This window comes from Fontimonas sp. SYSU GA230001 (assembly GCF_040066175.1).
Taxonomy (GTDB): Bacteria; Pseudomonadota; Gammaproteobacteria; order Nevskiales; family Nevskiaceae; genus Solimonas.
Genome location: NZ_JBEAAM010000010.1, coordinates 105,817 through 130,361 on the forward strand (window position 1 = coordinate 105,817; position 24,545 = coordinate 130,361).

General features: G+C 67.0%; 20 protein-coding genes. 12 read left to right on the top strand and 8 right to left on the bottom strand.

What is annotated here, in order from left to right; all coding sequences use genetic code 11:
* Nucleotides 1-99 precede the first annotated feature (99 nt).
* The 3 genes from AAG565_RS06720 to AAG565_RS06730 are packed head-to-tail and all read left to right on the top strand — an operon-like array spanning nucleotide 100 to nucleotide 8,077.
* Nucleotides 100-3,318, top strand: a complete 3,219-nt coding sequence (locus AAG565_RS06720; RefSeq protein WP_348818791.1) for a site-specific DNA-methyltransferase — start codon at nucleotides 100-102, stop codon at nucleotides 3,316-3,318.
* Nucleotides 3,315-5,255, top strand: coding sequence for an ATP-binding protein (locus tag AAG565_RS06725; RefSeq protein ID WP_348818792.1), 1,941 nt, complete (start codon nucleotides 3,315-3,317; stop codon nucleotides 5,253-5,255). Before AAG565_RS06720 ends, AAG565_RS06725 begins: the two co-directional genes overlap by 4 nt.
* Nucleotides 5,252-8,077 (top strand): DEAD/DEAH box helicase family protein, encoded by a 2,826-nt coding sequence (locus tag AAG565_RS06730; RefSeq protein WP_348818793.1) that lies wholly within the window; start codon nucleotides 5,252-5,254, stop codon nucleotides 8,075-8,077. Before AAG565_RS06725 ends, AAG565_RS06730 begins: the two co-directional genes overlap by 4 nt.
* On the opposite strand, the gene AAG565_RS06735 is transcribed toward AAG565_RS06730, so the two are convergent.
* Both AAG565_RS06735 and AAG565_RS06740 read right to left on the bottom strand, forming a co-directional pair.
* Nucleotides 8,071-9,027, bottom strand: a complete 957-nt coding sequence (locus AAG565_RS06735; RefSeq protein WP_348818794.1) for an alpha/beta hydrolase — start codon at nucleotides 9,025-9,027, stop codon at nucleotides 8,071-8,073. The two genes, AAG565_RS06730 and AAG565_RS06735, sit on opposite strands and share 7 nt — an antisense overlap.
* Nucleotides 9,024-9,791, bottom strand: a complete 768-nt coding sequence (locus AAG565_RS06740) for an SDR family oxidoreductase (protein WP_348818822.1) — start codon at nucleotides 9,789-9,791, stop codon at nucleotides 9,024-9,026. Before AAG565_RS06740 ends, AAG565_RS06735 begins: the two co-directional genes overlap by 4 nt.
* A 143-nt stretch (nucleotides 9,792-9,934) precedes the next feature.
* Here AAG565_RS06740 and AAG565_RS06745 point away from each other — a divergent pair, with 143 nt between their 5' ends.
* The 4 genes from AAG565_RS06745 to dmpG all read left to right on the top strand — a co-directional run bounded on the left by AAG565_RS06745 (nucleotide 9,935) and on the right by dmpG (nucleotide 13,729).
* The gene (locus tag AAG565_RS06745; RefSeq protein ID WP_348818795.1) at nucleotides 9,935-10,783 is read left to right on the top strand and encodes an alpha/beta hydrolase; all 849 of its coding nucleotides are present in this window, start codon (nucleotides 9,935-9,937) and stop codon (nucleotides 10,781-10,783) included.
* Nucleotides 10,784-10,884: 101 nt separating this feature from the next.
* Entirely contained in the window at nucleotides 10,885-11,682 is a 798-nt protein-coding gene (locus tag AAG565_RS06750) for a fumarylacetoacetate hydrolase family protein (RefSeq protein ID WP_348818796.1), read from the top strand.
* Between the two features lie 84 nt (nucleotides 11,683-11,766).
* Nucleotides 11,767-12,672 carry an acetaldehyde dehydrogenase (acetylating) gene (locus tag AAG565_RS06755; protein ID WP_348818797.1) on the top strand — a complete coding sequence of 302 codons (906 nt, stop codon included), beginning with the start codon at nucleotides 11,767-11,769 and terminating at the stop codon, nucleotides 12,670-12,672.
* Nucleotides 12,673-12,682: 10 nt separating this feature from the next.
* The gene (dmpG, locus tag AAG565_RS06760) at nucleotides 12,683-13,729 is read left to right on the top strand and encodes a 4-hydroxy-2-oxovalerate aldolase (protein ID WP_348818798.1); all 1,047 of its coding nucleotides are present in this window, start codon (nucleotides 12,683-12,685) and stop codon (nucleotides 13,727-13,729) included.
* A gap of 21 nt (nucleotides 13,730-13,750) precedes the next feature.
* On the opposite strand, the gene AAG565_RS06765 is transcribed toward dmpG, so the two are convergent.
* The 5 genes from AAG565_RS06765 to AAG565_RS06785 all read right to left on the bottom strand — a co-directional run bounded on the left by AAG565_RS06765 (nucleotide 13,751) and on the right by AAG565_RS06785 (nucleotide 17,413).
* A complete protein-coding gene (locus tag AAG565_RS06765; RefSeq protein ID WP_348818800.1) occupies nucleotides 13,751-13,948 on the bottom strand; it encodes a hypothetical protein in 198 nt (65 codons plus the stop codon).
* 318 nt (nucleotides 13,949-14,266) lie between these two features.
* Entirely contained in the window at nucleotides 14,267-14,866 is a 600-nt protein-coding gene (locus AAG565_RS06770; protein WP_348818801.1) for a TIGR00645 family protein, read from the bottom strand.
* A gap of 86 nt (nucleotides 14,867-14,952) precedes the next feature.
* Complete coding sequence (locus tag AAG565_RS06775; protein ID WP_348818802.1) at nucleotides 14,953-15,399, bottom strand: PA2169 family four-helix-bundle protein; 447 nt, start codon at nucleotides 15,397-15,399, stop codon at nucleotides 14,953-14,955.
* Nucleotides 15,400-15,563: 164 nt separating this feature from the next.
* On the bottom strand, nucleotides 15,564-16,916 hold the full coding sequence (locus tag AAG565_RS06780; RefSeq protein ID WP_348818803.1) for a DUF1329 domain-containing protein: 1,353 nt from the start codon (nucleotides 16,914-16,916) through the stop codon (nucleotides 15,564-15,566).
* On the bottom strand, nucleotides 16,913-17,413 hold the full coding sequence (locus AAG565_RS06785; RefSeq protein WP_348818804.1) for a nuclear transport factor 2 family protein: 501 nt from the start codon (nucleotides 17,411-17,413) through the stop codon (nucleotides 16,913-16,915). The genes AAG565_RS06780 and AAG565_RS06785 overlap by 4 nt, the downstream gene beginning before the upstream one ends.
* Before the next feature lie 207 nt (nucleotides 17,414-17,620).
* Between AAG565_RS06785 and AAG565_RS06790 the strand changes: the two genes are divergently transcribed.
* The 5 genes from AAG565_RS06790 (at nucleotide 17,621) to AAG565_RS06810 (ending at nucleotide 23,700) form a co-directional block, all read left to right on the top strand.
* Nucleotides 17,621-19,462, top strand: coding sequence for a DAHL domain-containing protein (locus AAG565_RS06790; RefSeq protein ID WP_348818805.1), 1,842 nt, complete (start codon nucleotides 17,621-17,623; stop codon nucleotides 19,460-19,462).
* A gap of 30 nt (nucleotides 19,463-19,492) precedes the next feature.
* The gene (locus AAG565_RS06795; RefSeq protein WP_348818806.1) at nucleotides 19,493-20,425 is read left to right on the top strand and encodes a response regulator; all 933 of its coding nucleotides are present in this window, start codon (nucleotides 19,493-19,495) and stop codon (nucleotides 20,423-20,425) included.
* 148 nt (nucleotides 20,426-20,573) lie between these two features.
* Nucleotides 20,574-21,686: a DUF1214 domain-containing protein gene (locus tag AAG565_RS06800; protein ID WP_348818807.1), complete on the top strand. Its 1,113-nt coding sequence runs from the start codon at nucleotides 20,574-20,576 to the stop codon at nucleotides 21,684-21,686.
* Nucleotides 21,683-22,849 (top strand): sulfotransferase, encoded by a 1,167-nt coding sequence (locus AAG565_RS06805; RefSeq protein ID WP_348818808.1) that lies wholly within the window; start codon nucleotides 21,683-21,685, stop codon nucleotides 22,847-22,849. The genes AAG565_RS06800 and AAG565_RS06805 overlap by 4 nt, the downstream gene beginning before the upstream one ends.
* A gap of 59 nt (nucleotides 22,850-22,908) precedes the next feature.
* Nucleotides 22,909-23,700: an SDR family oxidoreductase gene (locus tag AAG565_RS06810; RefSeq protein WP_348818809.1), complete on the top strand. Its 792-nt coding sequence runs from the start codon at nucleotides 22,909-22,911 to the stop codon at nucleotides 23,698-23,700.
* Between the two features lie 22 nt (nucleotides 23,701-23,722).
* Here the strand turns inward: AAG565_RS06810 and AAG565_RS06815 are convergent, their stop codons facing one another.
* On the bottom strand, nucleotides 23,723-24,535 hold the full coding sequence (locus AAG565_RS06815; RefSeq protein ID WP_348818810.1) for a thioesterase family protein: 813 nt from the start codon (nucleotides 24,533-24,535) through the stop codon (nucleotides 23,723-23,725).
* Nucleotides 24,536-24,545 lie beyond the last annotated feature (10 nt).

Below are 24,545 nucleotides of genomic sequence, written 5' to 3' on the forward strand. Positions count from 1 at the left end.
CGTTCGGACACGCCAGCGGCCTCGTCCCTTGGGACGATCGTCTCGCCTTCGGTACAGTACCGGCCGACAAGTCAATAAACGCCAGGGGCACGGGAGATCATGAGCAAGCCGACTGCGGCCGAACTGCAAGAGTGGGTGCTCGATGCCGTGCCGAAGGATGGCAGCGGCATCGGCAACCAGAGCCTCGCCAAGGCGGTGATCGCCGCCGCTGCGTCCCGCAAGCAGCGGGCCGGAGAATCCGAGGTGCAGAACGCCGTAGCCGCGCTGGTCGATGCCGGCACGCTGGTGCGCGGCAAGGGCCGCGGCGGTTCGGTGCGCCGCGCCCAGAGTGAATCTTCGGCGAACGCACCGGCGCCGCTGGAACTGCAGGCGCAGGAGATTCCCGAGGAAGCCAAGCGGCCCAAAGAGCGGCAGACCATGATGAGCCTGCCGCCGCGCCAGCCCGGCCAGCCGACGCGCGCCGCGGCCAAGCCCGCGGACGGTGCCAAGGTCATCAGCTACCGGCACGACCAGACGCGCAAGAACAACCCCGATGTCGGCGTCGTCACGCCGGAGACCGATCCCGAGCAGCCGAAGACCACCTGGGCCTACGACCCGCACATCGACCCGGCGCTGCAATTCGACATTGGCCGCGCCCAGATCGAGAAGCTCATCGATGACGCACTCGCCAGCGGCGATCAGGAAGTGATGCGCGCCGCGCTCGAACAGCTCAAGCGCCAGGCCGCCCCCTATCTGAACTGGACCGGCAAGGCTGAGCGCACCAGCTTCGAGGTCGATACCGTCTCGCTGCACGTCCACGAGCGCATCGACCCGGCGACGATCCTGTCCGCCGTGCAGAAGCAGTTGAAGCAAGGCAAGGCCAGCGGCGCCGCCGGCCAGGGCGACTTCTTCCAGGCCTGGTTCGAAAAGCCGCTGCCGCTGCGCGAGGCCATCGAGTTCTACAAGCACGACCGCGGCTGGAGCAATCGCCTCATCAGCGGCGACTCATTGCTGGTGATGAACTCCCTGCTGCAGAAGGAGGGCATGGCCGGGCAGGTGCAGATGATCTACATCGACCCGCCCTACGGCATCAAGTACGGCTCCAACTTCCAGCCCTTCGTCAACAAGCGCGACGTGAAAGACCGCAAGGACGAAGACCTGACCCAGGAACCGGAACAAATCCGCGCCTTCCGCGACACCTGGGAGCTGGGCATCCACTCCTACCTCACCTACCTGCGCGACCGGCTGCTGCTGGCGAAGGAGCTTTTACACGAGTCGGGGAGCGTGTTTGTGCAGATCTCGGATGAGAACCTGCATCATGTGCGGGAGATCTTGGATGAGGTATTGGGGGCGGAGAATTTCTGCTCGGTGATTCAGGTGCAAAAGACGGGCAGCCAGGAAGCCACGTTGCTTGCTACGACTGTCGATTTCCTTGTCTGGTACGCGAAGGACAAAAAGTGCGTGAAGTATCACCAGCTCTACCTCCCTCGCACGCCGGGGGACAAGTCGTTCACTCGTTACGACTTCGTCGAGTTGCCGTCGGGAGCAGAGTGCCGGCTGTCGCGCAGCGAGCTTTATGGTGAGCAGCCAATGCCTGACGGGCGACAGTTCCGGCACACAAGCCTGATCTCCGACGGGCAATCTTCCGGTGACCCGACGTTCAGGTTTCGTGGGCGCGAGTTTCGTCCCAAGGCGACCTCGCACTGGAAAACGACGGTCGAGGGCTTGGGGCGTTTAGCAAAGTGCGGCCGTGTCGAAGACGCGGCGACCACGATCCGTTTCAAGCGTTACTTGGATGATTTTCCCGTGGTCCCGGTTGATGACCGTTGGGAATCGATGCAGATCGGAAAGGAACTAATGTATGTGGTGCAAACACCGGAGAGAATAATCGAGCGCTGCCTCCTCATGACCACCGACCCCGGCGACTTGGTGCTGGACCCGACCTGCGGTTCCGGCACCACCGCCTTTGTCGCCGAGAAATGGGGCCGGCGCTGGATCAGCTGCGACACCTCGCGCGTGGCGGTCACCTTGGCCAAGCAGCGGTTGATGACGGCGAGCTACGACTACTACGAGCTGAAGTATCCGCACGAGGGCCTGAAGGGCGGCTTCATCTACAAGACCGTGCCGCATGTCACGCTCAAGTCCATCGCCAACAACCCGGAGATCGACGAGATTTATGCGCGCATGCATCCGGCGATCGAGCAGGCGCTGGGCGAGTTGAACAAGAGGCTGGATGCCCGCCTGCGCGGGCATGACGGTTTGCGCGAGTGGGAAGTCCCGTTCGATTTTCCGGAGGACTGGCCGCAAGCGGCGAAGGCGCCGTTCGAGGCTTTCCATGCCGCGCGACAGGCGATGCAGAAGCGCATGGATCAGTCCATCGCCGCGCATGCGGATCAGGAGACGCTGTACGACCAGCCGCAGGTGAGCCGCGACAAGCTGCGCATCACCGGCCCGTTCACGGTGGAGGCGGTGCCGTTCCCGACCGTGCTCGCGCTGGATGAGTCGGCACAGCCGCAATCAGGTCATTGGGAGGCGGATGCCAGCATTGCCCGCTCGGGCGAATCCGCGCGCCAGCATGGATGGCGCGATGAGCTGATGAAGACCGGCATCCGCGGCAAGAACGGGCAGATGCTGAAGTTCGCCGAGCTGGAGACCTTGCCGGCGCTGCGGCATCTGCATTGCACCGGCACGCTCAAGGACACCGGCGAACGCGTGGTCGTCAGCTTCGGCCCCGAGCACGCGGCGTTGGAGCAGCGCCAGGTGGAGATGGCGATGCGCGAGGCCGGCGAGCTGTTCCCGCGGCCGAAGATGATCGTGTTCTGCGCCTTCACCTTCGATCCGGAAGCGGCCAAGGACATCGACAACACCAAGGGTATCGTCGCGCTCAAGGCGCAGATGAACACCGACCTGCTCACCGACGATCTGAAGAAGGCCCGCGCCAGCAACCAGAGCTTCTGGCTGATGGGCCAGCCGGATGTCGAAGTGCGCGAGCGCAAGGACGGCCGGTACGAAGTCGAGGTGCACGGCTTCGACTACTTCGACACCGCCAAGGGCGAGCTGGTGTCCGGCGGCAAGAGCAAGATCGCCGCGTGGTCGCTGGACACGGACTATGACGAACGCAGCCTGTTCCCGCGCCAGGTGTTCTTCCCGATGGCCGGCGCCAAGGACGGCTGGAACAAGCTCAAGCGCGACATCAAGGCCGAACTCAACGAAGCCCTGCTCGACAAGCTCCACGGCACCGTGAGCCTGCCCTTCGCGGCCGGCGAGAACCGCAAGATCGCGGTGAAGATCGTGGACGATCGCGGGATCGAGTCGCTGAAGGTGATACCGCTGGCATGAGCCCGGTGAATCAACAGATGGACCTGTTCGAGCAGCTCTCGTACTACGAGGGCGCGGACGTGGAGTACAAGTCGGCACGGGGCGGGTTGCCGGCCAGCCTGTGGGAGACCTACAGCGCCTTTGCCAACACGGCGGGCGGCACGATCTGGCTCGGCGTGGTGCAGCGGGACGACGGGCGCTTGGAGGTTCAAGGCATCGAACAACCCGAGAAGCTGCGCGCCGATCTGTGGAACCTGCTGAATAACCGAGAGAAGGTGAGCCGCAATCTGCTCTCGGAGCGGGACGTGGAAGTGGTTCCCGTTGGGGATGCGCGAACATCGCTGATCGTCATTCGCGTGCCGCGTGCGTCGCGCCGGGAGCGACCGGTCTATGTCGGCAAGGATCCGTTCGCGGGCAGCTTCCGGCGGAACTACGAAGGCGATTACCGGTGCAGCGATGTCGAGGTGCGCCGGATGTTTTCCGACCAGTCGGACGAGCCCGCGGACAGCCGCATCCTCGATGGTTTCGGCTGGGACGATCTGCATGCGGAGTCCCTGCGCCAGTTTCGCAATCGGATGGCCTCCCTGCGGCCGGGCCATGCCTGGCTTGCGGAGGATGATCGGGGCTTGCTGTCGCGTCTGGGGGGCTGGCGGCAGGACCGGTCCAGCGGCCGTGAAGGGCTGACGCTTGCCGGTCTACTGATGTTCGGGCGTGAGTCGGCGATTCGCGACCCGGCCGCGGTGTCGGGCTTCCATCTCGATTACCGCGAGCGTTACTCGGATGATCCGGCCGTCCGCTGGACCGATCGCCTGACGCTGGATGGCACCTGGGAAGGCAATGTCTTTCAGTTTCACCAACTGGTGACGGCCAAGCTGAGTACCGGGCCGGGCATCAAGACCCCGTTCCGGACCGATGAGCACGGTTATCGCAAGGCCACAACGCCGGTGCACGAGGCGCTGCAGGAGGCCTTGGTCAATGCGTTGATCCACGCCGATTACTCGGGACAGGGCGGCATCGTGATCGACCGCTATTCCGACCGGCTGGAGTTCTCGAATCCCGGCACTCTGCTGGTTTCCCGCGAGCAGCTTCTGCGTGGCGGCATCAGCGAATGCCGCAACAAGTCGCTGCAGTTGATGTTTCAGATGCTGGGTGCCGGCGACAAGGCAGGGTCCGGCATCGACAAGATTCGACGAAGCTGGGCGGCGGAGCATTGGCAGTCTCCGAGTCTGATCGAGCAGTTCCGCCCCGATCGCGTCACGCTCGTGCTGCCGATGATCAGCACCTTGCCGGAGGCGATCATGGATCGCCTGAGTGCGCGCTTTGGTCCGGCGTTTCGGCAGAGGTCCGCGGATGAGATCCAGGCCCTGGTCGCAGCCGAGGTCGAAGGGGAGATCACCAACCAGCGGCTGCAGAACATGCTGACGCTGCATCGGGTCGACATCACCCGCCTGCTCGGGGGGCTGGTCCGCGATGGATTTCTGATTCAGGACGGGCATGGACGATGGACCCGGTACTTTCCGAGATCAGAAGGGGACATCTCCCCTGATAAGGCTCCGGTCTCCCCTGATAAGGCTCCGGTCTCCCCTGATAAGGCCCTGGTCTCCCCTGATAAGGCTCCGATCCCCCCTGGTAACGACGTGCCGGATGAGCGGACAGCAGACACCATCGGCGCGGCAGCGGATCCAGAGCTGTTGGCCATCGCAGCGCCCGTCCGGCAAACGGGGCGTTCATCGCCAGAAGATGTCCGCCGGGTGATCCTCGACCTCTGTCGACAGCGCTACCTGACACTGCGCGAGCTTGCCCGCCTGCTGGATCGCAGTGAAGGCCTGGTCAGAGACAGCTATGTTTCCCCCATGCTCAGGGATCAACTGCTGGAGCTGCGTTACCCCGACAAGCGGACACACCGCGATCAGGCTTACAGAACTCGATCCGGATCGCCGGGCGGGACATCGACATGACCGCGCCCAAGTCCCTCATCATCAACTCGCCCTTCGAGGCGCCGCGCTACCACTGGCTGGACGAGCGTGGGCAACTCACGCTGATGCAGGGCCGGAGGCCGGCGGGCTACGAGATCTTCGATACGCGCAACAACACGCGCCGCACGGAGCCGCTGGAGCTGGTGAACCGCATCCGCGAGCGCATCGACGCCTGGCGCGCAGCTTCGTATCCGGGCGTGACGACGGTGACGCGCAGCCTGCTGGAGCACTGGAACGATCCGACCGCGCGCCAGCATCCGTTTTACTTCTGCCAGATCGAGGCGATCGAGACGCTGATCTGGTGGGTGGAAGCCACCGCCGAACACAAGCAGGGCATTTTCGTCCACGGTAACGGTGGTCCGTGGGAACGCCTGTGCAACAAGATGGCGACTGGCGCCGGCAAGACCACGGTGATGGCGATGATCGTCACCTGGCAGGTGCTCAACGCACTGGCCTACCCGAAGCGCAACAAGGACTTCTCGCGGGCGATCTTCATCGTCGCGCCGGGACTGACGGTGAAGGAGCGACTGCAGGTCTTGTTGCCCGGCCATCCGGCGAACACTTACGACGAGTTCCGGCTGTGCCCGTCCGAGTCCCTGCGGCAGCGGCTCAACCAGGCCGAGATCCTGATCGAGAACTGGCATGCCTTGATGCCGCTCAAGGAACAGGATCGCTCGGTCGTCAAGAAGGGTGCGGAAAGTGACAAGGCCTTCGTGCGGCGCGTGCTCGGCAAGCTGGCCGTGCACAAGGATGTGGTCGTGATCAACGACGAGGCGCATCACGCCTACCGCATTCCGGCCGACGTGAAGATCAGCAGGAAGGTGGCCGAGGAGCAGGGCATCGATCTGGACGAGGCCACGCGCTGGATCGAGGGACTGGACCGCATCCACAAGGAGCTGCGCATCCAGCGCTGCTTCGATCTGTCGGCCACGCCGTTTGCACCGACGGGGCGCACCAATACCGAGCAGGGGCTGTTCGACTGGGTGATCTCCGATTTCGGCCTCAACGATGCCATCGAGGCGGGGCTGGTGAAGACGCCGCGTGTGGTCGTCCGCGATGGCGTGGTGCCGGATACGCGCACGCTGCGCCCCAAGCTCTACCACCTCTATCGCGATCCATCGGTAGCAGAGGATCTGAACCGGCGTGGCGCGCAGCCGCATGAGCCCTTGCCGCCGCTGGTGCAGCAGGCCTACACGCTGCTGGGCGCCGATTGGCGAAATACGTTGAACGACTGGCAGGCCGCCGGGCACGTATCGCCGCCGGTGATGCTCACGGTCTGCAACCGCACGGAAACCGCGGCGCGCATCGAGCGCTATTTCAGCAGCGTCGATGTGCACTGGCCGGAGCTGCGCAATCCGGCGCGGACGCTGCGTGTGGACTCGAAGGTGCTGGAGAAGGCCGAGCTCGGCGAGTCGGCCGCAGCAGACAAGGATTACGAGAGCCGCCTGCGTGAGATCGTCGATCAGGCGCGCATCCCCGAAGATCGCAAGCAAGCCCTGACGGCGCTTAAGAAGGAAGAGCTGCTGCGCGCGATCGTCGACAACGTCGGCAAACGCGGTCAGCCGGGGCAGGACCTGCAGAACGTGATTTCGGTGGCGATGCTGTCCGAGGGTTGGGACGCCAAGAACGTCACCCACATCATGGGGCTGCGGGCGTTCACGAGCCAGCTGCTGTGCGAGCAGGTGATCGGTCGCGGACTGCGCCGCGTCAGCTACGACACGGAATCGGTCACGGGGCCGGACGGTGTTGCCCGCGAGCTGTTCCGGCCGGAGTACGTCAACGTCTTCGGCGTGCCGCTGTCGGTGTTTCAGGATGTGGGCGGCGAAGGCGAGCCGCCGCCCCCGCCGAAGCCGAGCACGCAGATCGAGTCGCTGCCCGAACGCAACGCCTGCGAGATTCGCTGGCCGAACGTGCTGCGTGTCGATACGGTCGTGCGTCCCACGCTCGTGGTGGACTGGGACCAGGTCACGGTTCTGCGGCTGGACCCGGCACAGACACCGATCGCGGTGGAGATCGCGCCGGCTCTGGGCGGCGCGACCGACTGGAGCCAGATCAGCGCGATTGATCTGGAAAAGCTGCCGGATGAGTTCCGCTTGCAGCGACTCACCTTCAAGGCGGCGCGCAAGGCGTTCGAGGTGTTGTCATCCCGCTTCAGCGGACGCCCGGAAGTGTTGATCGTCCAGCTGATCCGGCTCGTCGAGCAGTTCATTGCTTCTACGCGCCTGGAGATTCCCTCGCTGTTCCATCAGGACCCGCTGCGCAAGCGCATCCTGGTGTCCTTGAACATTGATCTGGTCGTGCAGCATTTGCTGCGTTTTGTCGTCGAGCAGAATCTGGAGCGCATCGAGCCGGTGTTCGACGAAGAATCCCCGATCGGCACGACGCGACAGATGCGGACCTGGTACACGACCAAGCCCTGCCAGGGCACGTCAAGGTCGCAGATCAGCCATGTGGTCGTCGACAGCGCTTGGGAAGCGCATACGGCCAACGTGCTGGAGTCCGCCGCGGCCAGCCAGGTGGCGGCCTATGCGAAGAACGATCATCTGGGGTTCCAGATCTACTACCTGTGGGGCGGTGCCCGCAGGCGTTTCGTGCCGGACTTCCTGATCCGGCTCGGCAACGGCAAGACCTTGATCCTTGAAATCAAGGGCGAGGATTCTCCGCAGAATCAAGCCAAGCGCGATGCGCTCAAAGCCTGGGTCGACGGGGTGAATGCCAAGGGCGGATTCGGCGTCTGGTGCTGGGATGTGGCCTTCGAGCCGGCGCAGATCCAGGACATCATCGCCCGGCACGTGGGTCACTGATCTGCGGCCACCAGAAATCCTCGCGCGGCGGACAGCGTGCGCTGTGGATCTTCCTCGTGCGGCACGTGGCCGAGATCGTCGAAGACGATCAATTGGCTGCCCGCAATCTCGCGCTGGAAGCGCTGGCCCATCGCCGGAGGAATCAGCCGGTCCTGTCCGCCCCACAGAATCAGCGTCGGCGTCGTCAGTTTCGGGATCCGGTCGGCGTTGGCACCCGGGCGCATCTGTGCGAAGCGCTGCGGCAGGGCGGCGCGGTTTCCGGCGCGCAGCGTCAGTTCGTAATAGCGATCCACCAGCGCTGGCGTGACCTTCGACGGATCGCCGTAGACATTGCGCACGCTGGACTCGATGACCGAGCGCGGCAGGGTGCGCTGCATCAGCGGACTCAGCAGCGGCATGCGGGCGATACGAAACCCTATCGGCATCGATTCCGCGGCGAAGGGGTAACCCGCCGCATCGATCAGAACCTGCGCGACCACGCGCTCCGGAAATGCCAGGGCCGTCTCCCAGGCGAGTTCGCCGCCGAAGGAATTGCCGACCAGGATCACGCGCTTCACGCCCAGACGGTCGAGCAGCGCGGCGATGAAGGACACGTAGTGCTCGACGCGGTAGTCGCCGTCGGCGAACGGCCCGGTCAGACCGAAGCCGGGCAAGTCGAAGCGGATCACGCGGCGTTCGGCCTTGAGGCCTTCGGCCCAACCGTCCCAGGTGTGCAGCGAAGCCGAGGTGCCGTGCAGCAGCACGATCGGCAGCGGGTCTTCGCGCGGGCCTTCGTCGCGCAGGTGCACGTTCAGGCCGGCGACCTCGACGAACTGCGACGGCGGCGGCGCCCAGCGCGCCTGCAATTGCTCCACGGAACGGTCCGGCGCCCAGGTCAGCGCGACACCGACGCCGAGCAGCGCGACGGCCAGCAGCAGCAGTCCGGCCAGAAACTTCAGCGGCGTTCTCATGGCTTGTTCACGTTGGCGGCGTCGAGAAAGGCCGGCCGTTCGCCGCCGCCGTGCAGCACCAGGTTGGTGCCGGACACGTAGGCCGCCGCGGGCGAGGCCAGCCAGACGCAGGCCGCGCCGATGTCCGCGGGTGTCGCCAGCCGCTGCATCGGAATGGTCCGGGCGACCGCGGCGACGCCGGCGGCATCGCCGTAGTGCAGATCGGCCTGCTCGGTCAGCACCGGGCCGGGACTGACGGCGACGACCCGCACCTTCGGCGCCCACTCGACGGCCAGCGACTGCACGAGGCTGAGCACGCCGGCCTTGGCCGCGCCATAGGCGGCGGTGCCCGGCGAGGGCCGCAACGCCGACACGCTGCCGACGAACACGATCGTGCCGCCCTGCGCCTGCTGCTGCATCAGTGCGTTGGCCTGCTGCGCCAGGTGCAGCGGCGCGAGCAGGTTGAGCTGGATGATCTTCTCGTGCAGGCGCGGCGAGGCCTGATCCGCCGGCGCGAACGGCGATCCGCCGGCGTTGTTGACCAGCACGTCGAGGCGGCCATGCTGTGCGCGGATCGCCGCGAACAGCGTGTCGCGCGCGGCGGCTTCGCGCACGTCGCAGGCGATGAACGTCGCGCTGCGGCCCGCGACGGCCGGCAGATCGGCCGGCGCCTCGCGTCCGCAGACGATCACCGACGCGCCCTCGGCGAGGAACGACTCGCTGATGCCGCGGCCGACGCCCTTGGCGCCGCCGGTGACGAGGACGACGCGCTGCTGCTCGTTCATCGACTGCCTCGCGGCCGTGAGCCGCTCCTGCGTGTTGTGGTGCCGCGACATTGGGTCATCCACGGTCCGCAATCCATCACCCAAAGGGACGAAGAGCCCTGTAGCCCCTTGCGGGACCATTCGCTCCCACGAGGAACTCTGGCATGACTCCGAGCAAACCCGTCCCGGAAGGACAGTATGCGACGCTGCGCAACGGCTATCGCATCCACTATCTCGACGAGAGCCTGGGCGGCGATGGCCGCCGCCCCGTGGTCGTGTTCCTGCACGGCTCCGGCAACGGCGCCTGCGGCTACAGCAACTTCAAGGGGAACATTCCGGCGCTGGTGCAGGCCGGCTACCGCGTGATCGTGCCGGACCTGATCGGCTACGGCTATTCGGACAAGCCGGACGACGTCGAATACCACCTCGACTTCTTCGTCGAGTGCGTGAAGCAGGCGCTCGACGCGATCGGCGTGGAGAAGTACACCCTCGTCGGCAATTCGCTCGGCGGCGCGATCGCACTGGGCTTCGCGCTGGCGCACCCACGGAACGTCGAACGCCTCGTGCTGATGGCGCCGGGCGGACTCAACGATCTGCCGGACTATCTGGCGATGCCGGGCATGAAGCAGATGTTCGAGCTGTACGGCGCCGGCAAGCCGGTCAGCGAGGCGCAGATGAAGGCGTTCTTCCAGAGCGCCTTCGTCGTCAATCCGGACTGCGTGACCGACGAGCTGGTGCACGAGCGCGCGGAGCTGATGAAGCGGCAGAACCCGCAGGTCATCAAGACGATGAAGGTGCCGAACCTGACCGCGCGCCTGGGCGAGATCCGCGTGCCGGCGCTGGCACTGTGGGGCCTCAACGAGAACATGATGCCGGACAGCGGCATCCTGCGGCTGGCCAAGGGCCTGCCGGACTGCCGCATGGTGCTGGTGCCGCGCTGCGGTCACTGGGTGATGATCGAGCATCGCGAGCTGTTCAACCGCACGGTGCTCGATTTCCTTGCCAATGGCTAAACGCACTTTCTTGAGCGTCATTCCCGCGCAGGCGGGAATCCAGTGCTTCGAGCTCCGCAGGCGCGGCTGGATCCCCGCCTGCGCGGGGATGACGAATTGATATGAGCCTTGCCCCATCCCGCATTGCCGCACTCGGCGACGAGCTGTTCGCCGCACTGCGCGCGCGCAGCACGCTCGAACCGCTGACGGCCCGCGAGCCCGGCATCGACATCGACGACGCCTACCGCATCTCGCTGCGTTTCCTCGAGCGCCGCCAGGCCGAGGGCGAGCGCATCATCGGCAAGAAGATCGGCGTGACCTCGAAGGCCGTGCAGGACATGCTCGGCGTGCACCAGCCGGACTTCGGTTTCCTGCTCGACTCGATGCAGGTCAACGACGGCAGCATCGTCAGTCTGGCCAGGGTGAAGCTGATCCAGCCGCGCGCCGAGGGCGAGATCGCCTTCGTGCTGAAGAAGGATCTCAAGGGTCCGGGCGTGACCGAGGACCAGGTGCTCGACGCGACCGACTATGTCTGCCCCTGCTTCGAGATCGTCGATTCGCGCATCCGCGACTGGAAGATCAGGATCCAGGACACCGTCGCCGACAACGCCTCGTGCGGCGTGTTCGTGCTCGGCCGCGAGCGCGTCAAGCCGCATGCGCTGGACCTCGCCGCAGTGAGGATGGACATCCGCAAGAACGGCGCGCACATCGCGTCTGGCCTGGGCAGCGCGGTGCAGGGCCATCCCGCCACCGCCGTGGCCTGGCTGGCGAACACGCTGGGCCGCTTCGGCATCCCCTTCCTGGCCGGCGAGATCATTCTCTCGGGCTCGCTGGCCCCTCTTCTTCCCATCGTTGCGGGCGACCGCTTCGACATGAGTCTCGCCGGCATCGGCGAGGCTTCGATTGGCTTCGAGCGCTAGGCTGTCATTCCCGCGTAAGCGGGAATCCAGAAGCCCTGGATGCCCGCCTGCGCGGGCATGACGATGAACTCAAGGATTACAGTCATGAACAAGATCAAGTGCGCCATCATCGGTCCCGGCAACATCGGCACCGACCTGCTCTACAAGCTGCGCCGCAGTCCGCTGCTCGAACCGGTGTGGATGGTCGGCGTCGATCCGACCTCCGAAGGCCTGGCGCGGGCACGCGAGTACGGCCTGAAGACCACAGACCAGGGCGTCGACGGCCTCGTGCCGCACGTGAAAGCCGACGGCGTGCAGATCGCCTTCGACGCCACGTCCGCCTACGTGCACAAGGAAAACTCGGACAAGCTCAACGCGCTGGGCGTGATGATGATCGACCTGACGCCGGCGGCGATCGGTCCGTACTGCGTGCCGCCGGTGAACCTGAAGGAGCATGCCGGCAAGCGCGAGATGAACGTCAACATGGTCACCTGCGGCGGCCAGGCGACGATCCCGATGGTCTACGCCGTCTCGCGCGTGCAGAAGGTCAAGTATGCCGAGATCGTCGCGACGGTCGCGTCGAAGTCGGTCGGCCCGGGTACGCGCAAGAACATCGACGAGTTCACGCGCACGACCGCCGGTGCGGTGGCGAAGATCGGCGGCGCCGACGAGGGCAAGGCGATCATCGTCATCAACCCGGCCGAACCGCCGCTGATCATGCGCGACACGATCCACTGCCTGACGGCGGAACCGCCGAGGCAGAAGGAGATCGAAGCTTCGGTGAAGGACATGGTCGCCGAGGTGCGCAAGTACGTGCCTGGCTACACACTGGTGAACGGCCCGGTGTTCGACGGCAACCGCGTCACCACCTTCATGCAGGTGGAAGGTCTGGGCGACTTCCTGCCCAGGTACGCCGGCAATCTCGACATCATGACCGCGTCGGCGACCCGCACCGCGGAGATGTTCGCGGAAGAAATCCTCGCCGGCCGCCTCAAGCTGGAAGCGGCGTAAGGAGAAGCACATGAACCTCAAGGGCATCAGCATCAAAGTGCATGACATGTCGCTGCGCGACGGCATGCACCCCAAGCGCCACCAGATCACGGTGGAGCAGATGAAGACCATCGCCAAGGGTCTCGACGAGGCCGGCGTGCCGCTGATCGAGGTCACGCACGGCGACGGCCTGGGCGGCGCGTCGGTGAACTATGGCTTTCCGGCGGCCAGCGACGAGGAATACCTGCGCGCGGTAATCCCGCTGCTCAAGCAGGCCAGGGTCTCGGCACTGCTGCTGCCGGGCATCGGCACCGTCGATCACCTGAAGATGGCGGCGGACTGCGGCGTGACCACGATCCGCGTCGCCACCCACTGCACCGAGGCCGACGTCTCCGAGCAGCACATCAGCCTCGGCCGCAAGATGGGCCTGGACACCGTCGGCTTCCTGATGATGGCGCACATGGTCGAGCCGGCGAAGATCGTCGAACAGGCGCTGCTGATGGAAAGCTACGGCGCGAACTGCCTGTACGTCACCGATTCGGCCGGCTACATGCTGCCGGACGACGTCAAGGCGCGCGTCGGCCTGCTGCGCGAGAAGTGCAAACCCGAAACCGAGATCGGCTTCCACGGCCACCACAACCTGTCGATGGGCGTCGCCAACTCGATCGCCGCGGTCGAGGCCGGCGCGCGGCGCATCGACTGTGCCTGCGGCGGCATGGGCGCCGGCGCCGGCAACACGCCGCTGGAGGTGTTCGTCGCGGTCTGCAACCGCATGGGCATCGCAACCGGCGTCGATGTGTTCAAGGCCTCCGACGTCGCCGAGGACCTGGTCACACCGATCATGGATTTCCCGGTGCGGATCGACCGCAATTCACTGACGCTCGGCTATGCCGGCGTGTATTCGTCGTTCCTGCTGTTTGCGCGCCGTGCCGAGCAGAAGTACGGCATCTCGGCGCGCGAGATCCTGCTCGAACTGGGCCGCAAGAAGATGGTCGGCGGCCAGGAGGACATGATCGAGGACACCGCGCTGACGATGGCGCGCGAGCGCGGACTGCTCAAGGACGCCGCAGCGGTGTGAGCGGCCCAACGGCCGCCGCGGTCAGACGACGGCCTGTTTGCGCCGCGGCGCCGTGGCCAGCTTGCGCCGCGCGGGCGCCGGCTGCGCCGCCACGCGCGCCGGTTCGAGCGGGTGCGCTTGCACGCCGAGGTCCGCGTCGGCCTGCTTGATGCCGCTGAAGAACATCACGGCCAGGAAGGCCACGAACATGCCGGTGATGTAGCCGCCGATGAAGATCATCACAGCCGTCCTCCTGTTGCTGTGAGTGCAGCCTAATGCAGCGCCGCGCCACCCGGGGGCGGCTGCAGGCCGCCGACCGATGGCCGGTCGGCACCGCGCGACGAAAGGATTCCGACCCCGGTCAGTCGTCCCCGCCGCCGTCCATTCGGCCGAGCGCGGCGAAAAAGAACACCACGGCCAGCGTGACCAGCATCCCCGTCACATAGCCTGCGACGAACAAGGCCATGGCGCCCTCCCTGCCGCCCCCGTGTAGGAGAACTCCTACACGGGGCGGCGGGAGGTCGGAATGGGGGAATCCCTCAAGTCCGCGCGCGGCCGTCAGTGCTCCGCCTCGCGGCCGTTGCGGCGGGCCGCCGCGTGCATCAGCCGGTCGGTCCAGGCGATGCCCAGCGCCGAGACGATGAAGGCGAGGTGGATGAAGGTCTGCCACATCACGCCGGTCTCGGTCACGGTCGTGCAGCGCACGCCCGGCTCGACCGCGCCGCACAGCGGCAGGCCGCCGGCGATGGCGCCGGCCTCGATGAACGTCTTCAGCAGGTGGATCGAGGAGATGCCGATGATCGCCATCGCCAGCTTGACCTTGAGCACCGAGGCGTTGACGTGGCTGAGCCACTCCGGCTGGTCGGGATGCGTCTCCAGGCGCAGGCGCGACACGAAGGTCTCGTAGCCGCCGACGATGACCATGACCAGCAGGTTGGAGATCATCACGACGTCGATCAGCGCCAGGACGATCAGCATGACCTCCTGTTCGCCCAGATCGAGGGCACCGTGCACCAGGTGCCAGAGCTCCTTGAGGAACAGCACCACATAGACACCCTGGGCGAGGATCAGGCCCAGATACAGCGGCAGTTGCAGCCAGCGCGACGAGAAGATCAGCGCCGGCAGCGGAGCCAGCGCCCTTTCGGAGACGGACGACATGAGATCGGTGCGACGTATCAGGGGAAACGGCGCGCGATCTTACTAAGCCCCTCGCCGGTAAAGCCACCTCCCGAACCGCGGACCGGCTACGACGCCAGCTGCGCGCGCAGGCCGAGGATCGCCTGGTGACGTCGCCGCGCGCCCTCGTACTGGCGCTCCAGCAGGGCATGCACCGAGGGCGTGGTGTCCCATTCGACCGCGTCGGCGAGCAGGGTTTCGGCCTCGTTCTCGTCGCGCTCGACCTCGTCGAGAATGACGCGCTCGTCGCGGCCCAGTGCGGTAACCTTCAAGTGCATCCACGTGCGGTGCAGCGTGTTGCCGAAACTGCCGATCTCGCGCGGGTGCCCGCCCAGGCCGCGGACCACGTCCTGCAGCTCGTGCGCGGACTCGCCGAGGAAGCGCGAGTACTCGATCAGCGCCGAGCGCAGGCTTTCGTGATGCGCCTCCTCGGCGGCGGCGCGCAGGCAGGCCTCGCCGTTCTTCTCGGTGACGATCAGCCGGTTGAGCATTGAGATGGTATCGACCGTGCTCATGACATGAACTCCTCATCCAGAGTGACGGACTCGCCGCATCCGGTCATGCCACAGCGTCACCGCGCTTCCGGCTCGTGCCGCGCGGAACACGCGGCGGCAGGCGGTGCGGCCCAGAGCTTCAGCGTAGCGCTGTCCCGCGTCGCCGACCAGCCCCGCCGCGACGGTCAATGCCCGCGGCGCACGGCGGCCTGCGGGCTGAACATCTGCGGACGCAGATCGGTGCGATTGAGCCGCCACCAGCCGCTGCCGGCCTCGTTGACCAGGTAACCGGCCTCGTAGGCCCGCGCCGTCAGGTCGTGATAGACCGACACGCCGCGGTGAAACGCCTGGGCGTCGGGTGCATAGCGGAAGGTGATCAGCGCGACCCGGTACAGCTCGCCGCGCATGTCGTAGTTGTCGGCCAGCGGCGCCATCCAGGTGTCCTCGTCGGCGTAGATCACGCGCCGGCCATAGATGTGGCGAAAACCCGGCTTGAGCCGGCCTTCGATGACCCAGACCCGGTGCAGCTCGTAGCGCAGGTAGTCCGGATTGAGCGAGTGCGGGCCCAGCAGCGCCTGGTACGGCAGCGCGGGATCGTTGACGCGGAAGTTGTGGTACGGGACATAGATCTCGCGCTTGCCGAGCAGCGTCCACTCGTAACGTTCGGGCGAGCCATTGAAGGCGTGGTCGTCGTCCACCGTGCGCAGCCCGGACGGCGGCGTCGGGTAGTCGAAGGCGATGTCCGGCGCCTGGCGCAGGCGTCGCGTGCCGGGGCTGTAGGCCCAGACATGCGTGCTGCCGTCGGCGAAATCGTTGGGCTGGAAACCGACGCCGATGCTGCCGCGGTCGCGCTGCGGCAGCAGGGTCTCGGTGAGGAAATACGCCGCGGCCGGGTCCTGGTTGTCGCCGCGCTTGGCCGGATCGGCGGCGACGATCAGCGTCTGGTAGCTCATGCGTCCCCAGTTGACCGCGCCGCTGGCGAACACCCCGGCGATGTCGAAGGTGGCGGTCTCGTTCCAGACCGTGGTCGGCCGCAGCACGTTCCAGATCGCTTCGAGGCCGGTGGCCGGGAACGGAAACGGGATCGCGCCGCTCTGCCCGGTCACGCCCAGACCGTCGTGGACCAGGCGCGCGTGCGCGGCGTTGTGGCGGACGGCGGTGCAGGCCCAGTCCGGCAGGCGGAAGTCGCGGTGACTCGGATAGACCGGGATCCGGTAGTCCGGGTACCGGCGCAGCAGCGCCTTCTGCCCGTCGGTCAGGCGCTCGGCGTGTTCGGCCAGGTTCGCGGCCGTGATCGTGAACAGCGGTTTTTCGTCGGCGTATGGGCCGGGGTCGTAGCCGCCCGGATTCTTCAGCCCCGGCCAGCGGCCCAGCCACTTGCCGCTGTATTCCGCGACCCCGCTGGCGCTGCCGGCGCGTTCGGCGCCGATGCAGGTCAGCGCCGGGCCGTCGAGCGCCTCGATGGGTGCCGGCACCGGTGCCGCCGCGGCGGCGCACCAGACCAGCGCCAGCGCGATGCCGGCGGCCGCCGTCCTCACGCCGGCGACGGCGGCGTGCGGCCGGCGAACAAGGCCTTCGCGGCCTCGCCGGAGATGTCCAGCACCAGCGTCGAGGTGGCAACGAAGCGGGTCTTGGCGATCTTCCACTGTGCGCCGGCCTTCACGTACTCGTCCTCGTAGTAGCCGGCCAGCTGCGTGAGCGTGCGCTCCTGCGTGTTGATCAGGAAGTAATGCAGGCTCCAGGTACCGCGCGCGCGCGCGGCATCGGGGATCTCGATCTGCGGATTGGCGCCGTGGTGCAGCTCGACCATGTGATCGTGGCAGCCCACCTTGCGGAACAGCTCGACCAGGGCATCGGCGGTGGTGAAGCGGCCGACCACGCCGTAATCGATGTCCACCGGGCCGTCGGCGAAGCAGGCGCGCATGCCGGCCGGGTCCTTGCGATCGCAGCAGAACAGGTAGCGCGCCTTGAGGCTGCGGATCGCCTCGATGTCCTCCAGCACCTGCACGCGCCGCGCCAGATCGTCCGCCTGCATCGTCGTCCCCCGGATGGATGTCGCGGCGAGTTCAGCGCAGGCCGTGGCGCGGCGAATCCCCCATTCGGCTGAGGCCCCTCCCCTCGTCCGAACTGACGACGCCGGAGTCCGCCGCCGTGTCTAAGGTCGGGCATCTGGGGGAATAGCGGCCGGCCGTGCATGGGCGCCGTCGCCGCTGCCGGGGCGAGTTCGAACGGGGGACAAGGGATGAATTGGCGCAAGCTTCTGCCGATCGTGGCGGTTCTGCTGGCCGCTGCGGCCATTGGCGTACTGGCGTTCCTGGTCCGCATGACGCAGACCGTGGACAACGCCCAGCACCTCGAGCGCCTGAGGAAGATCCGCGTCGTCGATGCCCTCGACGTGAGCCTCAACCGCGCCGTCACGCAGGTCGGCGTCAGCACGCTGTCCAACATCGAGGATGCACGCGCGGCCATCACCGCCCAGCTCGGCGACGCGCTGGACGCGCTGGAAAAGGGCGACGACGCGGTCCGCGGCCTGTCGCCGGCGATCGATGCCGCGCTGGACACGTTCCTCGACACGATCGAAGCCAAGTTCGAACTGGCCTACGACTTCGAGATCCGCAACAGCCTCAACAGCGCGCGCATGATCCAGGGCATGGACGCCGTACCGGTGCTCGGCGACAAGTGGCTGGCGCTGATCGGCGACACGCCCGAGAACCAGGCACGCGTGCTGGTCAACCAGCTCAAGAGCGAGGTCACGACCTTCGGCGCGGTGCAGACACCGATGAACGAAGCCAACATCACCGGCCTGCTCGACCGCATCACCGCGCTGTCCGACGGCCAGCCGGAAGAAACCCAGGCCGCGGCGCGCGCGCTGCGCATGACCGTCTCCGGCGTGCTCGCCGACAAGAAGGACCTGGTCGGCCGCATCTCCGGCTTCCTGTCCAAGCCGACCGCGGACGAGCTGCAGGCGCTCGAACAGGCCTACATGGACTGGCACTCCGGTCAGGTGGCGATCGCCAATCAGTATCGCCTCTACCTCGCCGCCTACGCGGCGATCCTGCTGCTGGTGCTGGCCTGGCTCGGTCTGCGCCTGCGGCGCAGCTACCGCGAACTGGACAAGGCCAACGACGAGCTCTCGCATGCCAACGAGCATCTCGAAGAACAGGTCGAGGCGCGCACCCGCGACCTGAGCCTCGCGCTCAAGGAACTGAAGGCCTCGCAGGCGCAGCTGATCCAGTCGGAGAAGATGGCCTCGCTCGGCCAGATGGTCGCCGGGGTCGCCCACGAGATCAACACGCCGCTCGGTTACGCGCGCAGCAACGCCGAGATCGTGCGCGGCTCGCTCGCCGACATCCGTAGTCTGGTCGAGGCGCAGACCCGCGCGCTGGACCTGCTGACCAGCGACGGCGCCAGCGACGAGCAGGTGGCGCAGGCGCTGGAGGCGGCGCAGGGCATCGCCGAGTCGATCAACGCGCGCGAACTGGTCGGCGACCTCGACAACCTGCTCGGCGACACCGATCACGGCCTGCAGCAGATCGCCGAGCTGGTCGGCAGCCTCAAGGACTTCTCGCGCGTGGACCGCTCGCGCACCGACCTGTTCGACATCAACGACGGCATCGACTCGGCGCTGAAGATCTGCCACAACCAGCTCAAGCATCGCGTCGAGGTGGTCAAGTCGTACAGCAAGCTGCCGGCCGTCGAGTGCTCGCCGTCGCAGCTCAACCAGGTGTTCCTGAACCTGATCAACAACGCCGCGCAGGCGATCGACGGCAACGGCAAGATCTACATCCACACCGCCGCCGGTCCCAAGGGGGTGGCGATCCGCATCCTCGACACCGGCTGCGGCATGTCGGAGGAGGTGCGGGCACGCATCTTCGAACCCTTCTTCACGACCAAGCCGGTCGGCAAGGGCACCGGCCTGGGCTTGTCGATCGTGTACCGGATCATCGAGGATCACGGCGGCACCATCGAGGTGCGCTCGACGCCCGGCAAGGGCAGCGAGTTCACCGTCCACCTGCCCCTGAAGCAGTCCCGCGGCGCGGCCGCGGTGGCACCCAGCGCCGCCGCCGAGCCGGCGTTCGCCTGATCCCCAACCGCCGACCCGGAAGCCGTTGCGATGAACGAAACCACCAAAGCGCGCGTGCTGTTCGTCGATGACGAGGCGCGCATCCTGACGACGATGCGGATGCTGTTCCGCGGCCAGTACGAGGTGTTCACCGCGAACAGTGGCCAGGAGGCGCTGGAGCTGCTCAAGACCCAGCCGGTCGATGTCATCGTCAGCGACCAGCGCATGCCGGGCATGACCGGCATCGAACTGCTGCGCGCGGCACGCGAGCTCAACACGCACGCGATGCGCATCCTGCTGACCGGCTACTCCGATCTCAATGCGATCATCGGCTCGATCAACGAGGGCGAGATCTTCCGCTTCATCAACAAACCCTGGTCGAACGAGGACCTGACGACCACCGTCGCACGTGCGGTGACCGCCGCGCGCGCCAGCGCCGCCGCGACGACGCACGCCGAGGGCGCAGCACCAGCCCCCGGCGCGCCACCGGCCGTGCTCGTGCTCGACGACGATGCCGAGGTGCCGGCGAAGATCCAGGCCATCCTCGGCGGCGATTTCCGCGTCGTCGGCGCGACGACGATGGACGAGGCGGTCGGCCTGCTGGAACAGGAACGCATCGGCGTGATCGTCTCCGACACGCGCGTGCAGGACAATCCGGTCATCAACCTGATCGGCACGCTCAAGCAGCATCATCCGGAGCTGGTCTCGGTGATCCTCACCGAGCGCGCCGACGCCGGGACCGCGATCGAGCTGATCAACCAGGGGCAGGTGTATCGCTTCATCACCAAGCCGATCCACGACAGCCAGTGCAAGATCACCGTCAGTTCCGCGCTGCGTCAGCATCACCGCCTGGCGCAGACGCCCGAGCTCACGCGCCGCTACGAAGTCGCCGCGCCGGTGCAGGCGCCGCCACCCGGCTCGCAGACCGGCAAGCTGATGGACCGCATCCGCGGCCTGCGCACGGTGGTCAAGCGCTGGGTGTGAGAAGGCGCCGGGACTCGTCGAAGCGCGCTCGCTCTGCTGTTGGCGATTCCCGATCCTCCACTCCCGCCTTGCGTTCTCATGCAAACAGGTGAAGCTCCGCGCACCGGCCACGCTTAAGGTCGATACTCGTGCACGGCGGAGCGGAAACTTGGGGGAGCGCGACATCGACGAAGCGGTGCGGAGCGGACGGCTCTGGGACGAGTTCTGCGACGGCCTCAAGCAGGCCGGCCGGCAGATCCTGCGCCCGGAGGCGGCGGCGACGATGCTCGACCGCGCCGAGGGCTGGCGCTATCTGACGCGACTGCTGCGCATCGGCCTGGAGATGCACCTGGAGTGCGCGGATCCGGACTTTCCGGCGTTCTTCATGCCTTCGCACGAGACCGGCAAGATCGGCGCCGACAATCCCGACAACCTGTATCTGATGGCACGCATCAGCGGCGCCCACGAGTACGTGATCCGCGGCCAGCGCGGCACCGTGCCCTACCTGAGCTTCGGCAGCCAGAAGGGCGGCTACGAAACCGACGGCAGGATGGAGCAGACCGGCTTTCTCGACGCCAGGGACCTGCAGCTCGATGCCGACGGCCGCTTCGAGATCGTGCTGAGCCGCACACCGCAGCCCGGCAACTGGCTCCAGCTGGACGCCGCGAGCAATGCGATCATCGTGCGGCAGACCTTCATGGACCGACAGACCGAGCGGCCGGCGCAGCTGACGATCGCGCGCCGACACGGCGATGCGCGGCCGCAGCCGCTGTCCGCAGAACGCATCCACACCGGCCTCAAGCGCAGCGCGGCATTCGTGCAGGGCACCGCGCAGGTCTTCGCCGACTGGGCGCAGAGCTACCTGCCCCACGTGAACCAGCTGCCGCTCGCCGACCAGGACGTCTGCCAGCGCGCCGGCGGCGATCCCAACATCCTCTACTACCACTCGGCCTGGCAGCTCGCCGACGACGAGGCGCTGCTGATCCACCTGCCGCGCATTCCCGAGTGCCGGTTCTGGAACCTGCAGATCAACAACTGGTGGATGGAGTCGCTGGACTACCGCTACCACCGCGTGCACCACAACGCGCATTCCGCGCAGGTCGCACCGGACGGCAGCGTGACGCTGGTGCTGGCGCACCGCGATCCCGGCCATCCGAACTGGCTCGAAACCGCCGGTCACCAGCGCGGCACGATGTGCCTGCGCTGGGTCGGCGCGCGCGAGGCGGTGCAGCCGCAGACGCGCGTCGTGAAACTTGCCGACCTTGCCGCGGAGCACAGATGAGCATCGTGTTCGAACCCCAGGCCCTGCTCGCCGAGGCCAGCACCAAGAGCGGCGGCCTGACCGACTTCGGCCCGTCGTCGTTCCGCGCAGGGCTGGACGTCTTCTGCCGTGCGCTCGAAAGCGAGGCGCGGCTGTCTGATCTGGGCCGTGCGCTGCTGCACCAGAAGGTCATCGAGCTGCTGGTCAACCGCCTGGGCATGGCGGACTGGATCCGCCGCCATCCGGAGATCGCGGACGAACGGATCGAGGCGCCGCTGGTGATCGTCGGCCTGCCGCGCACCGGCACGACGCTGCTGCAACGCCTGCTCGCGCAGGACCCGCAGTTCTACTCGATGCCGTGGTGGGAGTCGCGCTATCCGGTGCCGTTCCCCGGCGAGGATCTGCGCGAACCGGCACAGCGCATCGCGCAGGCACGTGCCGAGGTCAAGGTCATGGTCGAGGCCATGCCCAAGCTGCTGACCATCCATCCGATGGACGCCGACCAGGCTGACGAGGAAGTGATGCTGATGGAGCACAGCTTCATGGCCGCGCTCAACAGCTACGCCTGCATCCCGAGCTACGTCGAGTGGCTGAACCGCGTCGATGAACGCCCGGCCTATGACGAGCTCAAGCGCATGCTGCAGTTCCTGCAGTGGCAGAAGCGCCAGCGCGGCATCACCGCGGCGCGCTGGGTGCTGAAGGCGCCGCACCACCTGCTGCGCATGCACATCCTGCTGGAGACCTTCCCCGGCGCGCGCGTGATCCAGACCCACCGCGACCCGGTGGACACGATCCCGTCGATCGCCAGCTTCCTCGACACGCTGTGGCGCATCTACAGCAACGAAGTCGATCCGACCGCCGCCGGCCGCGAGTGGAGCGCGCTGATGGCGCGCGCGTTCAAGCACACGATGAGCGTGCGCGACGCCAACCCGGCGCCGTTCTTCGACGTACGCTTCGAGGACACCGTCAAGCGTCCGCTCGACGTCGTGCGCGAGATCTACGCCTGGGCCGGCTACACGCTGACAGCGGAAACCGAGCGGGCCATGCAGCGCTGGCTCGACGACAACCGCCGCGCCAACCGCGCCGCGCACGAGTACGACAGCGAGCACTTCGGCCTCGACGTCGAGCAGCTGAAGCACGACTTCGCCGAGTACCGCAGGCGCTACATCGAACGCAACCACTAGGCCCGCCTCGTCGTTCCCGCTGGTGCGGGGATGACGATTCATCGATCACGGAGAACGTCATGCTGCTCAAGGACAAGATCGTCATCGTTTCCGGCATCGGCCCGGGCCTGGGCGTCAAGCTCGCCGTCGAGGCCGCACGCGAGGGCGCCAGCGGCGTGGCCGTGGCGGCGCGCTCGATGGATAAGCTCGACGACGCGGAAGCGCGCATCCGCGCCGTGAACCCGGCCACCGCGGTGCTCAAGTGCGTCACCGACATCACCGACCGCAACCAGTGCGAGCGCCTGGCGAACGCGGCCGCGGACAAGTTCGGCCGCATCGATGCGCTGGTCAACAGCGCCTTCCTGCACGGCGACATGGACTACGTCTCGTCGGCCAACCTCGACAGCTGGAACGCGGTGCTCGGCACCAACCTGCTCGGCACGCTCAAGCTCACGCAGTGCGTGCTGCCGCAGATGAAACGGCAGGGTGGCGGCGCGATCGTGATGATCAACACGATGGCGGCGCGCGTGGTGCCGCCGCTGGGCGAGGCCGGCTACGCGGCATCGAAGGCGGCGCTGGCCAACTCGGTGAAGTACCTGGCCAAGGAAGTCGGGCCGGACAACATCCGCGTCAACACGATCCACATGGGCTGGATGTGGGGCGCGCCGGTGCAGGGCTACTTCGAATGGCAGGCCCGCGAGAACAAGGTCAGCGTCGAATCGCTCAAGGAACAGGTCGCCTGCACGATCCCGCTGCGCCGCATCCCGACCGACGACGAATGCGCGCGCGCGGCGCTGTTCCTCGTGTCGGATTACGCGAGTGCCGTCACCGGCGCGGCGCTGGACGCCAACGGCGGCGCGTACATGCCCTGAGCCGATCGACGCTGATCCGGCATCACCCGGCCGCGCTGCCGCGCAGCACGCGCAGTTGTTCGCCACAGGCCCAGTGTCCGCCGTCCTCGGCCCAGGCATCCAGCCGTTCGTGCAGCCAGCCGTCCCGACCGGCGAGCGGGGTGGTCGCACGCAGCAGCAGCCAGGGGCTGGTATGGGCCTCGCGGGCTTGTCCGAACATCACGTTGAAGGTCGCGGACGGCAGGACCGCCGGTGCCTTCAGGATCGCCGCGTAGGACGGCGCGAGCGCATCCATCAGGAAGATCAGCCGCTCCGGGTCGGGCGATGCGTCCTCGCCGCGTATCCGCAGCCAGGCCATGAGTTCGGCACGGCGGCCGCCGGCGTAGGGACGCGTCGCGCCGACAGGACGAATCTCGATGTGGGTCGCCAGCGGGAACAGCGCCGACGGAACCGAGTAAGGCTGACAGGCGGCGGGCGGCGGCACGTCCGGCATGTCCAGGCCCAGGGACCTGACCGAGTCCTCAGCGCCACGGGCATGAACCGCAGTTGCCGCCACCACGGTCACGCCGGACTCGATCGCGCGCGACGACAGCCAGGTGACCGACCGGCCGGCGTGATCCACCTGCGCATCGAGTTCGAACGCCCCCCGCAACGGACGCAGGAACCGCGCCGACACCTGCCGCAGCGGCTGCCCTGGCGCATGCGCGCGCATGGCCCTGGCCAGCAGCGCCAGCGCGAGGCCGCCGTGCACGCCGCCGAAGCCCCAGAACGCGCGGCCGAGCGCGAGCGGCATGCGCGCCGCGGCCGCGTCGAGCAGCGCCTCGATCGAAGCGAGACCGGAGGCGGTGTCGTCCATCGCCGACGCG

Coding starts and splice junctions, on each gene's coding strand:
- AAG565_RS06725 (WP_348818792.1), top strand. CDS start 3,315: ATGAGCCCGGTGAATCAACAGATGGACCTGTTCGAGCAGCTCTCGTAC.
- AAG565_RS06815 (WP_348818810.1), bottom strand. CDS start 24,535: ATGGACGACACCGCCTCCGGTCTCGCTTCGATCGAGGCGCTGCTCGAC.
- dmpG (WP_348818798.1), top strand. CDS start 12,683: ATGAACCTCAAGGGCATCAGCATCAAAGTGCATGACATGTCGCTGCGC.
- AAG565_RS06795 (WP_348818806.1), top strand. CDS start 19,493: ATGAACGAAACCACCAAAGCGCGCGTGCTGTTCGTCGATGACGAGGCG.
- AAG565_RS06775 (WP_348818802.1), bottom strand. CDS start 15,399: ATGAGCACGGTCGATACCATCTCAATGCTCAACCGGCTGATCGTCACC.
- AAG565_RS06765 (WP_348818800.1), bottom strand. CDS start 13,948: ATGATCTTCATCGGCGGCTACATCACCGGCATGTTCGTGGCCTTCCTG.
- AAG565_RS06785 (WP_348818804.1), bottom strand. CDS start 17,413: ATGCAGGCGGACGATCTGGCGCGGCGCGTGCAGGTGCTGGAGGACATC.
- AAG565_RS06745 (WP_348818795.1), top strand. CDS start 9,935: ATGACTCCGAGCAAACCCGTCCCGGAAGGACAGTATGCGACGCTGCGC.
- AAG565_RS06735 (WP_348818794.1), bottom strand. CDS start 9,027: ATGAGAACGCCGCTGAAGTTTCTGGCCGGACTGCTGCTGCTGGCCGTC.
- AAG565_RS06720 (WP_348818791.1), top strand. CDS start 100: ATGAGCAAGCCGACTGCGGCCGAACTGCAAGAGTGGGTGCTCGATGCC.
- AAG565_RS06730 (WP_348818793.1), top strand. CDS start 5,252: ATGACCGCGCCCAAGTCCCTCATCATCAACTCGCCCTTCGAGGCGCCG.
- AAG565_RS06750 (WP_348818796.1), top strand. CDS start 10,885: ATGAGCCTTGCCCCATCCCGCATTGCCGCACTCGGCGACGAGCTGTTC.
- AAG565_RS06740 (WP_348818822.1), bottom strand. CDS start 9,791: ATGAACGAGCAGCAGCGCGTCGTCCTCGTCACCGGCGGCGCCAAGGGC.
- AAG565_RS06790 (WP_348818805.1), top strand. CDS start 17,621: ATGAATTGGCGCAAGCTTCTGCCGATCGTGGCGGTTCTGCTGGCCGCT.
- AAG565_RS06755 (WP_348818797.1), top strand. CDS start 11,767: ATGAACAAGATCAAGTGCGCCATCATCGGTCCCGGCAACATCGGCACC.
- AAG565_RS06805 (WP_348818808.1), top strand. CDS start 21,683: ATGAGCATCGTGTTCGAACCCCAGGCCCTGCTCGCCGAGGCCAGCACC.
- AAG565_RS06770 (WP_348818801.1), bottom strand. CDS start 14,866: ATGTCGTCCGTCTCCGAAAGGGCGCTGGCTCCGCTGCCGGCGCTGATC.
- AAG565_RS06810 (WP_348818809.1), top strand. CDS start 22,909: ATGCTGCTCAAGGACAAGATCGTCATCGTTTCCGGCATCGGCCCGGGC.